The following is a 13,276-nucleotide window of genomic DNA, read 5'->3' as shown; positions in this document are numbered from 1 at the left end:
CTTGTTCGCCCCTATGAGAGTTTTTCTATAGGGAAGTTAAAAATGTCACACATTCAGTTATCAACACTTTCACCTGCCGTACCTTCTTTTGATGGCGATACCGTCGCGCACTATATGTCAGAAAACTATATCGCTCTCGCCGACCATTTCTGCGTTCACGAAGCCCGTGAGTCTTTTCTATCACAGCTAACAGACAACGATATTCCCGGCCATGCCTTTGTCGTTGCCGGAAATAAACTGCGGGGCATTTTGTCCGTGCGGAAATTGTTACAGGAAAGCGATACCGGGCAGCCGATTTGTACGCTGATGGAAAGCAGCCTCTTTCACGTCACGCCAGGGGATGAGCGCCAGCAGGTCGCCGCCCGCCTGGCGGATCGCGAGTACAGCGTTGTCCCCGTCATTGACCAGGGCGTGCTGGTCGGCGGGCTGATGGAAAAAGAGATTGATCGGCTGCTGGCTGACGACGTCACCGAAGATGTGCAACGTCAGGGCGCTACGCTGCCGCTGGAGCAGCCTTATCTACAAACCAGCCCGCTGGCGCTGTGGAAGAAACGATCCGTCTGGCTGCTGCTGCTGTTCGTCGCAGAAGCCTACACCAGCAGCGTCATTCAGCATTTTGAGGAAGCGCTGGAATCAGCCATCGCACTGGCCTTCTTCATTCCACTGCTGATTGGCACCGGCGGCAACAGCGGCACGCAGATAACCTCCACGCTGGTGCGTGCCATGGCGCTTGGTGAAGTGCATCTGCGCGATATGTGGCGAATCATCCGCAAGGAGATGACCACCTCGCTGTTGATTGCCCTCACGCTCGGCACCGCGGGCTGTATCCGCGCATGGATGATGGGAATTGGCCCGGAGATCACGCTGATCGTTAGCATCACGCTGGTGTGCATTACGCTCTGGAGCGCCATCGTGTCTTCGGTGATCCCGATGGTGCTAAAGCGGGTGGGCATCGATCCTGCGGTGGTGTCTGCGCCCTTTATCGCCACGCTTATCGATGGCACCGGGCTTATCATCTACTTCAAAATTGCGCAGGTCTTTCTCGACATTCAGTGAGTAGGGCTAAAGTGAATAAGCCAGCGACAGCGCTGGCTTATTTTTCAGAGCGTAAACTCTTCAATCAGCTGAACCAGGCCGTAGCCAGCAAGCCAGCTGCAACCGATCACCGCCCCTTTGGCCGGTAAGCTCATTTTTGCCAGAACGTGTTTTGCCCTGAGATAAACCACAAAAGAAATGAGCATCTTTGCCGCAAAGACGCTAAGCAAAATCACAACGGTGTGCATACGTTCTCTGTTCGCTGGGATGAAAGGGCAGGAATGCTACCTGAGGAATATCCACAATAGAATGATGGAATTGTTTCCAACTTTATCCTGGCCCACGGAAATCAGCTCTCATGTGGGTCGACAATAAAGTCTGTAGTCGCATTATCGACTGCCATGCTGGAAAGATTGATTGGTACAGAGTATCTCAACATGATGTCTGATTAAGAGGACTGTGGCCCGTGGACATGACTTAATTCTTCAGACAGGGAGGAAGTAAAGCGCTCCAGGTGACACCAGGTATGGCGAGTGCATGGTCAGAACTTTGGTGGCAGCTGATTAATTTTTAATAAAATCCCACGAAGCATGACAATGTAGCCCCCTTTTTTTAGCTCCGCCAGGATCCGCATAATCCCGCTTCTTGATAGGTTCGTTTTATTTTTTATATATAAATCTGCAGAGATATTATTACGATAATCCTCAGGTTCTTTCATCAGTTCAGTCAACTGGTACTTGATGAGGTCATAAGAGGATCCGGCACTCAACATTTCACTGCTGATCCAGATTTTTTTGGAAAAACTCATCATATAGTAGGTCATCTGCTCCCATAAGTTCCTGGTTCGGATGATCTCCATGGCGGTTTCTAATGGCAGCTCCCCGACCTGACACTCGCTCAGTAGCTTTATGTGAATGGTATCTTCTCCAAAAATGTTCAGTCCTAAAATGAGAGGGGCTGAGATATTTACCAATACCCGTTTGTCGGAGTTTCTGATGACAGAGACACTTCCAGAAAGAATGATATAACACATACGCTCTCCCTTTTTCACAAAATGAAAAAGGGTGGCTTTTGGGTGATCGGCTGTTCGCGCTTGCGTCAATAAGTGTTCAATGATCTCTGCGGAAAATGGAGAGGGATCATTGAGATTAATTACCCCGTTGTGTTCCATTCTATACCCGGATGAATAATGATTTTTATGAAATTTTAGCTTTGCCTTTAGATTCTGGCAACCCCGGGGAGCTAGTATTTCCTCGGCAAGTAATTGATAGACTGAAGCACACCCTTTTCCATTTTGATGTACCCTCCGGATCGCAGCTCAGACAAGATCCGCATAATCCCGCTACGGGACAGATAAGTTCTGCTTTTGATATAGGCGGATACTGCCGTTGACTGTCTCAGCTCGTCAGACTCATTCATTAGCTCATTCAGATGACAGCGTATAATGTCATAAGATGACAGCTGTGGTACGCGCGCGCAGTGCAGGTAGACGCGTGTTGTAGTGTACATCAGCAATTCAGCCAGCTGCTTCCAGAGATCGTTTTCTTCGATCATCTTGTAAACAACCGACACCGGTATCTTCAGATAAACGGAGTCTTCGAGCGCCCGCAGATACATTCCGCTATCTTTACCCAACTGATTACTGAACCCAAAAATAAAAGGCGCCTTTTCTGACATCATGACGATACCATCCCCGCGTCGGTGCAGGGCAATATTGCCTGACAAAAGAAAATAGCAAACATGTTGTGCCCCTTCGGGGCTTTCAATAACCTGACTCTTTTTTGCAACATATTTATTACAACTTGGATTGGCGGTAGAGATGACAGACAAGATACTTTCAACGGGCTTTCGTTGATCAATGCCGTCTTCGCCACTAATCGTGTTAATAGTCATTACTTTATTCATGATTGTGTTTATCTTGAGGTGTTCATTGCTTTTATTATGTTCATAGAACGTTTTTCTTTCGCCACTTAAACAACGTCCCAAAATAGACCCGCCATGAGGGCATCTCTTATTGCGATATTATTATAATAAATTTCAGCAAGTTATGATGATTTCAATTTCTTCCACCCTTCCCTTGCGCACTCTAAAAGTAGACAAATAAGGGTATTGATCTGAAAAAAACACAGGCAATTCGCGGCCTGCACAGGTAATGGCAGTGAGTCTCATGTTGGATTATTAATCGTTTGAAAGCTCAAATCAGGAGAATTATATTTATCGCAGTCAGATAATATTTTATCAATTACCCGCATGGAGTTTCCTGGGGCGATTTGCACCAGGGTTTTTCTGTGGCTTTAAAATGATAATTATCATCGACGCTTAATATTAACGTATTTACGGAATTCTGGCTGAATGGCTTATGTCCATATACCAGCCTGAAAATCTCTATTTAAAGGAAAGCTCTTAATGAAAAAGAATCTGTTTGCTATCGCTATCGCTGCCACCGCTGTTATCTCTGCTTCTAACGCTTTTGCTGCGGCGGGCACAGTTAACTTCACAGGCGAAATTCTGGATGCTGCGTGCACCGTTGACGTGGCTTCACAGGACCAGACTGTGGCTCTGGGTAAATACAATAAATCTGAATTCTCTGCGGCCGGTGATACCACTGCGGCCAAGAAATTCAACATCGTGCTGAAAGATTGCCCGGCAGCCATCACCTCTGCACACGTTGCATTTGATGGTAAGCCTGACGCGACTGACTCCAACCTGCTGGCGATCGACAGTTCTGTTGCTGGTGCAGCAACTGGCGTGGCAATCAACCTGATGACTGCTGACAAAGCGGACCTGGGCCTGCACGGTGACAACGGCTACCGTTACACCCTGACCACCGATGACAACACTCTGGATTTCTACGCTCAGTATAAATCCACTGCTGATGATGTCACCGCGGGTCCGGCTAACTCTGTGGCCAACTTCTCTGTGGTTTACAACTAATTTCCCTTACCGGAAAGCATCAGGGCCGGCTTGCCGGCCCTATTACTCGAGATTACTTATGAACTTTATTAGCAAAGCATTCATAGCCTGCGCGGCTATGGCAATGGGCTGTTCTGCAGCCAGCGCCGGAGTGGTTATTGGTGGCACCCGCGTGATTTATGATGGCAATAAAAAGGAAGCCTCTCTGAGCGTCAATAACCCGGACAGTACGCCGTATTTAATTCAGTCATGGGTCGAGGTGCCAGGTAATGGCGCTGAGAAAGCGCCTTTTATTATCACGCCGCCATTATACCGCCTGGATAAGGGCCAGCAGAACGTTGAGCGTATTTTACTGGCGGGTGCACTGCCGCAGGATAAAGAAAGTCTGTACTGGATGAATATTAAAGCCATTCCGTCGGCACCGGCCAAAGATAATACCCTGCAAATTGCGGTGAAAACCCGTATCAAGCTGATTTATCGCCCGGCGGCATTAAAAGGCCAGCTGCCGGAAGAGCAGGCAGCGAAATTAACCTGGCAGCGAAGCGGCAATCAGATCCAGGTCACCAACCCAACCAGCCTGGTGATCAATTTCAATGAAATTACCGTCAACGGTAAAAAACTCGACGACGTCAGCTATGTCCTGCCGGGCAGCAGCGCGCGCTTCACGTTACCGCAGGGTGTCAGCGGCGGTGCGGTGACATTCAAAGTGATTAATGACTACGGCGGCACCGGAGACGTGCATAAAGCCAGCATTTAATAACCCATTTTTAAAGGATTAGCAGGTTGATGGTGATAGCTCAAAAAACATTATTTCGCCCGGCTCCGCTGGCCCTTTTCGTCGCTATGGCGATGAGCGGCCACAGTGGTCTGGTGCAGGCGCGCGACTATTTTAACCCCGAACTGGTGGAACTGGGCAATCCGGGGGCTGGCAAAGCTGACCTGTCGGCATTCGAGTCCGGCTCACAGGCACCGGGCAAATACCATGTCGACGTGGTGCTGGATGAGCAACAGGTCGACACCCTGGATGTGCAGTTTGATACGGTAAAAGAGCCGGACGGCGAAGAGAGCCTGCAGCCCTGCCTGAGCGTGGAACAGCTGAAAGGCTGGGGCGTGAAAACCGAGCTGTTTCCTGACCTCAATAAAGGCGGGGAGTGCGTCAACCTGGCGGCTATTCCCCAGGCTACGGCGGAGTTCCAGTTCAGCAGCCAGCGTCTGGCGCTGACCATCCCTCAGGCCGCTATTGCCATGCAGGCCCGTGGCTACGTGCCGCCGGAGCAGTGGGACAACGGCATTACCGCGCTGATGCTCAACTACAGCCTGAGCGGGGCTAACAGCTGGGCGCGCCAGGGAAGCGGGACGGACAGCAACAGCCAGTACGCCAACCTGCGTCCGGGGCTGAATATTGGTCCGTGGCGCTTTCGCAATTACTCCACCTGGAGTCGCGATAATGACGGCAAGGACAAATGGGACTCGGTCTACACCTACGCCCAGCGGTCCGTGGTGCCGCTGAAAGCCCAGTTTACCGCGGGTGACAGCTCGGCTCCGTCAGATGTATTCGACAGCATGCCATTTCGTGGCGTGCAACTGGCGTCCGATGACGACATGCTGCCGGATTCGCTGAAAGGCTATGCCCCGGTGGTGCGCGGGATTGCCCGCACCAACGCGCAGGTGGTGGTACGCCAGAACGGCTACCAGATTTACCAGAGCTACGTGGCACCAGGCGCGTTTGAAATCACCGACATGTACCCGACGGGTGGCGCGGGTGATTTGGATGTCACCATTAAGGAAGCGGACGGCAGCGAACAGCACTTTACTGTGCCGTTTGCTTCATTACCGGTATTACAACGTGAAGGACGGGTGAAGTTTTCTGTTACCGGCGGCCAGTATCGTTCTTATAACGGCAGCGTGAATAAGACGCCATTTGCTCAGGGCACAGCGATTTATGGCCTGCCGCACGGCTTTACGCTATACGGCGGCTTCCAGGAGTCCAGCAAGTACCAGTCGCTGGCGGCGGGCGTGGGTAAAAACATGGGCGATTTCGGGGCTTTTTCTACCGACGTCACCCAGGCGTGGTCAACGCCTGAAGGGCAGGATAAAGAGAGCGGGCAGTCGTGGCGTATCCGCTACAGCAAGAACTTTGCTGAAACCGGCACTAACTTTGCCATTGCGGGCTATCGCTACTCGACGGCGGGCTATTACGGCATGCAGGAAGTGCTGGACTCCTACGGTGACAGCAGCGCGCTGGAAGACCGACGTCGCAACCGCGAAGAGTTGACCGTCAGCCAGACGCTGGGCCAAAGCTTCGGTTCGCTGTCGCTGAGCGCAGTGAAAGAGGACTACTGGAATTCCGACAAGAGCATGGAGTCTTACAGCGTCGGTTACAACAATGCCTGGAATGGCATCAGCTACGGCCTGACGTACACCTACAGTAAAAATGGCAATGGTAGCTACGGCAACAGCGGCAGCAATACCAGTAACAACAGCACCGTGACCTACGACAAAGACCAGATTGTGGCCTTTAACGTCAGTATCCCGCTGGAAAAATTCCTGCCGCAGACGTGGGCCAACTACAGCATGAACGCCAGTAAGAACAGCGGCACTACGCACTCTGTAGGCATTAACGGCATGGCGCTGGAAAACAACGCGCTGAGCTGGAACGTGCAGCAGGGCTACGGCACCGACGGCGTGGGCTACACCGGCAATATGAACGGTGACTATAAAGGTACTTACGGCGAAGTGACGGCGGGCTACAGCTACGACAAGAGCAGCGACCGTCTGAACTACGGCCTTCAGGGTGGCGTTATCGCCCATGCTGATGGTGTGACATTCTCGCAGCCGCTGGGTGAAACCAACGTGCTGGTTAAGGCACCTGGTGCGAAGGGTATTGGCATTCAGAACCAGACCGGCGCCAAAACCGACTGGCGCGGCTACACCGCCGTCAGCAACGTGATGCCGTACCGTAAAAACGATGTGACGCTGAATACCGAAACTCTGCCGAATGACGTTGAGCTGGAATTAACGACAAAAACGGTGGTTCCGACTCGCGGTGCAGTCGTTAAAGCGGATTATGTAGCGAACGTCGGGATGCGGGTATTAATGACGCTGACCCAGGCTAACGGTAAGCCGGTGCCGTTTGGGGCGATTGTAACAATCGTCGGTATAAATGAAAACGCAGGAATTGTTGCGGATAATGGCCGTGTATATTTAACAGGAATGCCTGCCAATGGAGTTTTAAAAGCAAAGTGGAATGCCAACGATGTTTGTAATGGTCAATATAATATACCGGACACAGCGCATGGCATTGCTGATTTAAACATTATCTGCAACCATGAGTAATTTTTAAAAAATTAGGTGTAATATGCGAGTTAAATTATTGTGCACTTTGTCGTTCCTGTTTTTTATTTTATTTTCCATACAATCAAATGCTGGATGTACCGCTAATGGAGTAATGTCATTTTATATGAATGCTGGTGATGTATATGTTCAGAGAGACACCCCAGTTGGAACTGAATTAAAATCATTCTCGATTGGTGAATCAGGAACATGGAGTGGCTGTACTACAGACTGGACCGACAGGTATGAACTCGCGACATTCTCTCAATCCACATCATTTTCTAAAGTATGGCAAACAAATGTGCCAGGTGTTGGATTTAAATTTTATAGTTCGGTTTTTAATTCATATATGCCGTTTGACGCAACTGTAGCTGGCGGCACGCATAAAACATGGGATACTGTAACTGTAACCTTGGTTAAGGTTGGTGACATAACCTCGGGGCAATTGACTCCAGGAGCAATTTTGGCCAAGGAATCTGTCGCAAATTATGCTTACTTTGCACAGTACGTTGTCCCTTCGGGAGTTAACATAAAGCAACTTGCCTGCAGCATAACAACTCCAAATTTGACATTCCAAATAGGAGATATTCCCGCGTCAAGTTTTGGAACGGCGGTAGGCACAATTCCTTCAGGTGCACAAAATACCCAAAACCTGGGCCTGAACTGTGATGCAAATGCAAATATTAACGTTAGCCTTCAGGGCACGCAAAACCCGGACGTCAGCACTACCAGCGTGCTGGCTCTGACCGGACAAGGAAACAGTGATGTGGCAAACGGCGTCGGTGTACAACTGGTTTATAACGGTTCACCGCTGGTCTTAAATAACCGCATTGTTTTAAAACAATCCGCTGGCGGTCAGGAAACATTCCCGATTACCGCTCGCTATTATCAAACCAAAACTGCGGTAACGGCAGGTAAAGCCAATGCCTCTGCCACATTAGATTTAACTTATCAATAATATAAACGAGATAAGCATGAATAATAAATTAAAGTTGAGTACTGTTTTTATTAGTGCCTTGCTAAGTCATGCCGCACTGGCGGATCCAGTTACGCTGAATATCACCGGGAATATTGTTGCCTCACCGTGCGAAATCAGCAGCGACAGCGTGACCAAAACCATTGATTTAGGGGGTGGTTCACCGATCCAGGCTTCTACGTTGCAAACAGCAGGTTCGGCAACCCCCTGGGTCACCTTTACCATCGGACTGGTAAATTGCCCGGCAGGCACCACCAAAGCCACTATCCAGTTTCACGGTACGCCAGACACGGATAACCCTGCTGATATGTATAAAAACAGCGGCACAGCGGGCAATATCGCGGTACAGCTACAGGGAACAGGTGGCGATCAGTTTGGCGACGGGAAGTCATTTACCGGAATACTTCCGGGTACTTCTGGAGCCACCTATACCTATAACCTGCGTGCACGAGCATATACGCAAAATGGCGGCGTCACGCCCGGAACGATCAGTGCAGTAGTCACCGTGACATTCACTTATCAGTAAATTACACACCGCAGGGCGTGCGACCTTATATTCAGCAGAGGGATATAAAGGAACGTATCCTGCGGTTCGGTAATCAGGTTTTTATGGTTAATATTGTTATTAAAGAAAGAGACCGGTTTTATCTCAGCGGAATGAAATGTCTGCTCAGTGAATTATTCGAAAATAGTCAGCAGAGAGAGATTCATTATTTTGATGAATTTAATGAACTTTCTGTACAAGAGGCGGACATTGTTATTTTAGATCTCTGCCACGGAGAGATACATGGTTGCATCCCGGAATTAAAGCTCAGAGGCCTAAACATCATTATCGGCGTGGTGGATAATATAAAAAATGCACCTGTGAAGAAATCCTGTTTTGAGGATATTATTCAGGTACCTCGTGATATTTCGCCTGCTGAGTTTAAAGAAAAGGTTGCAGACGCATGGGGCAATCGCTACGGCGCCGTACATTATTCCTCTAAGAACACCTGTATGCGTTGTTGCCACAAGACATGGTCAGCACAGCAGTCGCGCATTATGCATCTTTTTTACCAGGGTTTGTCTGCTTCTGACGTTGCCTGCAAGCTGGGCCTGAGTGAAAAAACAGTATTTTCCCACAAATACCTGGCAATGCGAAAGTTTGGGCTGGAAACCGATTATCAGCTCCACTCTTTTCTTCGCTATGTGCAGTCGAGAGGTGTTTTCCTCTAAGCGCAGGCGGTTAATCTGATGCCCACATCCGATTGAACACAAGGAATGGAATATAGTGGCATCATGCATTTGGCCACACTCATTCGGCACGGTTGCCGCCAGAAGGACATGGTCGTGCCGTTTGGTTGTACGGCACAGCTTTTATGGCTCTGACGCATCCAGCGGGTTGGTTTTACCCAACCCGATCTTCGCACTAGTGCCTATCGAAGCAACATCCTGAACGCTAAGCCAAGGCTCAAACCTGCCCCGTCTTGTAGGTTCACATCTCAGTCAACGCCTGCGCACACGCCCACGCTGAAGCCCATGCCCACTGGAAGTTGTAGCCGCCGAGCCAGCCGGTCACGTCCATCACTTCGCCGATAAAGTAGAGTCCAGGCGCTTTCTTCGCTTCCATGGTGCGCGAAGAAAGTTCATTAGTATCGACGCCGCCGAGAGTCACTTCAGCAGTGCGATAGCCTTCGGTGCCGTTGGGCTGCACGCGCCAGTGGGTTAAGGTTTCAACCAGCTGCGCCTGCTCTTTGCTGTTGAGCTGCTTGAGCTGCACGTCCGGGATCTGCCCCAACTGTTGCAGGCATTCCACCAGGCGCTTTGGCAGTTGCATCGCCAAAGTGTTTTTCAGGCTCTGATTCGGGTGCGCGCTGCGCTGCTCGTCGAGGAAGGATTCCAGATCGCACTCCGGCACGAGGTTGATGTCGACAAACTCGCCCGGCTGCCAGTAGCTGGAAATCTGTAATACCGCCGGGCCGGAAAGGCCGCGGTGGGTAAACAACAAGTTTTCACGGAACACGGTGCCGTCGTTAGCAGTAATGACTGACGGCACGGAAACACCGGAGAGCGTCTGAAGCTGTTCGAGCAGCGGCTTGTGCAACGTGAACGGCACCAGACCCGCGCGGGTTGGCAGTACGTTCAGGCCAAACTGCTCGGCAATTTTATAGCCGAACGGAGAGGCACCGAGGCCCGGCATCGACAAGCCACCGCTGGCTATGACTAGCTTTTTCGCCGCGACCGTTTCGCCGTTCAGCTGCAAAACATAACCTTCGTCGTCACGTTCAACGCCGAGGATTTCCGTACGCAGCCGCGTGGTCACGCCGCCCTTTTCACATTCAGCTACCAGCATGGCGACAATCTGCTCGGCGGAGTCGTCGCAGAACAGCTGGCCGAGGGTCTTCTCATGCCAGGCAATGCCGTACTTCCCGACCAGATCGATGAAATCCCATTGGGTGTAGCGCGCCAGCGCGGATTTGCAAAAATGCGGGTTCTGACTGAGGTAAGCCGCGGGTTCCACGTACATATTGGTGAAGTTACAGCGCCCGCCGCCGGACATTAAAATCTTGCGGCCCGGCTTTTTACCGTTATCCAGAAGCAGCACTCGCGTCCCCGCTTGTCCCGCCTGCGCTGCACAAAACATTCCCGCCGCGCCTGCGCCGACAACTATGGCATCAAACCTTTCCACACGTCTTTCCTCTCATTTGAATGTCGGGAATTGTAAATTTTCCGCGGTGGATCGACCAGTAAGTTTTTTTTGATGACGGCTCATACCGTTGAAACTTATAGGATAATTTCGAACACTATTTTTAGCGCAGTGAAGAAATATCAATAAATGTCTATATTTCTCTTTGCCCACGCTGCGTTTGTCCTGGATAATGCGCCGCGTTCATGTCCTCAAAATGGCGTAACGTCCTATGCTACATTTGTTTGCTGGCCTGGATTTGCATACCGGGCTTTTGTTATTGCTTGCTCTGGGATTTGTGTTGTTCTACGAAGCGATTAATGGCTTCCACGACACCGCAAACGCAGTAGCGACCGTTATCTACACCCGCGCAATGCGTTCGCAATTAGCGGTGGCGATGGCGGCAATCTTCAACTTCTTTGGCGTGCTGTTAGGCGGTCTGAGCGTAGCCTATGCGATCGTGCATATGCTGCCAACGGATTTGCTGCTGAACATGGGCTCTGCTCATGGTCTCGCCATGGTCTTCTCTATGCTGTTAGCGGCGATTATCTGGAACCTCGGAACCTGGTATTTCGGCCTGCCGGCATCCAGCTCTCACACCCTGATCGGGGCGATTATCGGTATTGGGTTAACCAATGCGCTGATGACCGGCACCTCGGTGGTGGACGCGCTGAACATCCCGAAAGTCATGGGGATCTTTGGCTCGCTTATCATCTCCCCTATCGTTGGTCTGGTGGTTGCAGGCGGGTTGATTTTCATCCTGCGCCGCTACTGGAGCAACACCAAGAAAAAGGCCCGTATCCATCTGACGCCAGCCGAACGTGAAAAGAAAGACGGGAAGAAAAAACCGCCATTCTGGACCCGTATTGCGCTGATCATCTCCGCGATTGGCGTGGCATTCTCCCACGGCGCGAACGATGGTCAGAAAGGCATTGGTCTGGTGATGCTGGTACTGATTGGCGTGGCCCCGGCCGGTTTCGTGGTGAACATGAATGCGTCTGGCTACGAAATTACCCGTACCCGTGATGCCGTCAATAACGTCGAAGTCTACTTCCAGCAGCATCCTGATCTGCTGAAAAAAGTGACCGGCGTTGACCAGCTGATCCCGTCTCCGGAACCGGGTGCAACACAGCCTGCGGAGTTCCACTGTCATCCGGCAAACACCATCAACGCGCTGAACCGCGTGAAGGGCATGCTGGATAACATTGAGAGCTACGACAAGCTGAGCGTTGACCAGCGCAGCCAGATGCGTCGCATTATGCTGTGCATCTCTGACACCACCGATAAGGTGGCGAAGCTGCCGGACGTCAACGCTGACGACCAGCGCCTGCTGAAGAAACTTAAAACCGACATGCTGAGCACCATCGAGTATGCACCAATCTGGATTATCATGGCCGTCGCGCTGGCGCTGGGCATTGGTACCATGATCGGCTGGCGTCGTGTGGCGACCACCATCGGTGAGAAAATCGGTAAGAAAGGCATGACCTACGCTCAAGGGATGTCCGCGCAGATGACCGCCGCGGTTTCCATTGGCCTGGCAAGCTACACCGGGATGCCGGTGTCCACCACTCACGTTCTGTCGTCCTCCGTTGCGGGTACGATGATCGTTGACGGTGGCGGTCTGCAGCGCAAAACCGTGACCAATATCCTGATGGCGTGGGTGCTGACCCTGCCTGCGGCGATCCTGCTGTCCGGTGGGCTGTACTGGCTGAGCCTGAAGCTCATCTAAGCCTTTTCAGAAACGACAAAAAAGCGGGCCAGGAAACTGACCCGCTTTTTTTATGTTTGTGCTTAATGCCAAATCATCAAAGCAATCATGCTGATAACCACCAGCCCGCACAACGCACTGGTCAACACAAACTGACGGCGAACGCGCTCGCAGCGGCGAATAAACTCATCATCATGATGATCGCGATATCGCTGCGCGTAGATATACCACACCAGACGCACCTGTTTGCCAGGCTGACCGTGAGAGGTAAAGAATCCTCCGCCATCCACATACTGATACAGTAAGGGATCGCAACCACGCAGCACCACCAGAAGGGCACGCAACGATGAGAAATAGCGCGCCATATTCACTACACACACGATGCACAAAGCCCAAAACAGCGCGACAGTGCTTACCATACCTCCTCCCCGGCGACCCGCCCACGGAGAACCCCTCCGGGACTACCGCACCCCGAAACTCGACAGACAGTCAGTGAAAGAGTGAGAGGCTGCTCACATTACCCAAGCGGACCAGCCCTTTAAATAGTGTAGGAGATCAGCGGATTTTTTTGCCACATCCTTAATCGTTATCAAGAGCCCAACGGCAAAGAATTGTTTAACTAATTGGTGATCAAGGGACATTGACG

13 protein-coding genes are annotated in these 13,276 nt (G+C 51.1%); 8 read left to right on the top strand and 5 right to left on the bottom strand.

Annotation, left to right across the window (positions count from 1 at the left end):
- Positions 1-42: 42 nt before the first annotated feature.
- Complete coding sequence (locus CRO87_RS12940) at positions 43-1,056, top strand: magnesium transporter (protein WP_097163357.1); 1,014 nt, start codon at positions 43-45, stop codon at positions 1,054-1,056.
- Positions 1,057-1,100: 44 nt separating this feature from the next.
- On the opposite strand, the gene CRO87_RS12935 is transcribed toward CRO87_RS12940, so the two are convergent.
- From CRO87_RS12935 to CRO87_RS12925, 3 genes are all read right to left on the bottom strand, one after another.
- Positions 1,101-1,283 carry a hypothetical protein gene (locus tag CRO87_RS12935; RefSeq protein ID WP_097163356.1) on the bottom strand — a complete coding sequence of 61 codons (183 nt, stop codon included), beginning with the start codon at positions 1,281-1,283 and terminating at the stop codon, positions 1,101-1,103.
- A 293-nt stretch (positions 1,284-1,576) separates the two neighbouring features.
- Complete coding sequence (locus CRO87_RS12930; protein WP_097163355.1) at positions 1,577-2,206, bottom strand: winged helix-turn-helix transcriptional regulator; 630 nt, start codon at positions 2,204-2,206, stop codon at positions 1,577-1,579.
- Between the two features lie 71 nt (positions 2,207-2,277).
- On the bottom strand, positions 2,278-2,928 hold the full coding sequence (locus tag CRO87_RS12925) for a helix-turn-helix domain-containing protein (RefSeq protein ID WP_176504309.1): 651 nt from the start codon (positions 2,926-2,928) through the stop codon (positions 2,278-2,280).
- Between the two features lie 513 nt (positions 2,929-3,441).
- Here CRO87_RS12925 and CRO87_RS12920 point away from each other — a divergent pair.
- From CRO87_RS12920 to CRO87_RS12895, 6 genes are all read left to right on the top strand, one after another.
- Positions 3,442-3,969 carry a fimbrial protein gene (locus CRO87_RS12920; RefSeq protein ID WP_097163353.1) on the top strand — a complete coding sequence of 176 codons (528 nt, stop codon included), beginning with the start codon at positions 3,442-3,444 and terminating at the stop codon, positions 3,967-3,969.
- 58 nt (positions 3,970-4,027) lie between these two features.
- A complete protein-coding gene (locus tag CRO87_RS12915; protein WP_097163352.1) occupies positions 4,028-4,705 on the top strand; it encodes a molecular chaperone in 678 nt (225 codons plus the stop codon).
- Positions 4,706-4,734: 29 nt separating this feature from the next.
- Positions 4,735-7,284: a fimbria/pilus outer membrane usher protein gene (locus tag CRO87_RS12910; protein ID WP_097163351.1), complete on the top strand. Its 2,550-nt coding sequence runs from the start codon at positions 4,735-4,737 to the stop codon at positions 7,282-7,284.
- 22 nt (positions 7,285-7,306) lie between these two features.
- Complete coding sequence (locus CRO87_RS12905) at positions 7,307-8,239, top strand: fimbrial protein (RefSeq protein ID WP_255252511.1); 933 nt, start codon at positions 7,307-7,309, stop codon at positions 8,237-8,239.
- A 16-nt stretch (positions 8,240-8,255) separates the two neighbouring features.
- Complete coding sequence (locus CRO87_RS12900) at positions 8,256-8,783, top strand: fimbrial protein (RefSeq protein WP_097163349.1); 528 nt, start codon at positions 8,256-8,258, stop codon at positions 8,781-8,783.
- A gap of 83 nt (positions 8,784-8,866) precedes the next feature.
- Positions 8,867-9,472, top strand: coding sequence for a LuxR C-terminal-related transcriptional regulator (locus tag CRO87_RS12895; RefSeq protein ID WP_097163348.1), 606 nt, complete (start codon positions 8,867-8,869; stop codon positions 9,470-9,472).
- A 259-nt stretch (positions 9,473-9,731) separates the two neighbouring features.
- On the opposite strand, the gene CRO87_RS12890 is transcribed toward CRO87_RS12895, so the two are convergent.
- On the bottom strand, positions 9,732-10,925 hold the full coding sequence (locus CRO87_RS12890) for an NAD(P)/FAD-dependent oxidoreductase (protein ID WP_097163347.1): 1,194 nt from the start codon (positions 10,923-10,925) through the stop codon (positions 9,732-9,734).
- 229 nt (positions 10,926-11,154) lie between these two features.
- Between CRO87_RS12890 and pitA the strand changes: the two genes are divergently transcribed.
- Positions 11,155-12,651, top strand: a complete 1,497-nt coding sequence (gene pitA / locus CRO87_RS12885; protein WP_097163346.1) for an inorganic phosphate transporter PitA — start codon at positions 11,155-11,157, stop codon at positions 12,649-12,651.
- A gap of 62 nt (positions 12,652-12,713) precedes the next feature.
- Here pitA and uspB read toward each other — a convergent pair whose 3' ends face one another.
- Complete coding sequence (gene uspB, locus CRO87_RS12880; RefSeq protein ID WP_097163345.1) at positions 12,714-13,049, bottom strand: universal stress protein UspB; 336 nt, start codon at positions 13,047-13,049, stop codon at positions 12,714-12,716.
- Positions 13,050-13,276: the final 227 nt, after the last annotated feature.

The sequence above is a fragment of the Enterobacter sp. CC120223-11 genome (assembly GCF_900215375.1).
Classification (GTDB): Bacteria; Pseudomonadota; Gammaproteobacteria; order Enterobacterales; family Enterobacteriaceae; genus Scandinavium.
The sequence above is the reverse complement of the archived record's forward strand: the minus strand, read 5'-3'. Positions and strand labels throughout refer to the sequence as shown.

Bases quoted from the DNA above. Each gene is read 5' to 3' on its own strand.
- CRO87_RS12930 (WP_097163355.1), bottom strand. From the start codon at position 2,206: ATGGAACACAACGGGGTAATTAATCTCAATGATCCCTCTCCATTTTCC.
- CRO87_RS12915 (WP_097163352.1), top strand. From the start codon at position 4,028: ATGAACTTTATTAGCAAAGCATTCATAGCCTGCGCGGCTATGGCAATG.
- CRO87_RS12940 (WP_097163357.1), top strand. From the start codon at position 43: ATGTCACACATTCAGTTATCAACACTTTCACCTGCCGTACCTTCTTTT.
- CRO87_RS12925 (WP_176504309.1), bottom strand. From the start codon at position 2,928: ATGACTATTAACACGATTAGTGGCGAAGACGGCATTGATCAACGAAAG.
- CRO87_RS12905 (WP_255252511.1), top strand. From the start codon at position 7,307: ATGCGAGTTAAATTATTGTGCACTTTGTCGTTCCTGTTTTTTATTTTA.
- CRO87_RS12895 (WP_097163348.1), top strand. From the start codon at position 8,867: ATGGTTAATATTGTTATTAAAGAAAGAGACCGGTTTTATCTCAGCGGA.
- uspB (WP_097163345.1), bottom strand. From the start codon at position 13,049: ATGGTAAGCACTGTCGCGCTGTTTTGGGCTTTGTGCATCGTGTGTGTA.
- pitA (WP_097163346.1), top strand. From the start codon at position 11,155: ATGCTACATTTGTTTGCTGGCCTGGATTTGCATACCGGGCTTTTGTTA.
- CRO87_RS12910 (WP_097163351.1), top strand. From the start codon at position 4,735: ATGGTGATAGCTCAAAAAACATTATTTCGCCCGGCTCCGCTGGCCCTT.
- CRO87_RS12900 (WP_097163349.1), top strand. From the start codon at position 8,256: ATGAATAATAAATTAAAGTTGAGTACTGTTTTTATTAGTGCCTTGCTA.
- CRO87_RS12935 (WP_097163356.1), bottom strand. From the start codon at position 1,283: ATGCACACCGTTGTGATTTTGCTTAGCGTCTTTGCGGCAAAGATGCTC.
- CRO87_RS12920 (WP_097163353.1), top strand. From the start codon at position 3,442: ATGAAAAAGAATCTGTTTGCTATCGCTATCGCTGCCACCGCTGTTATC.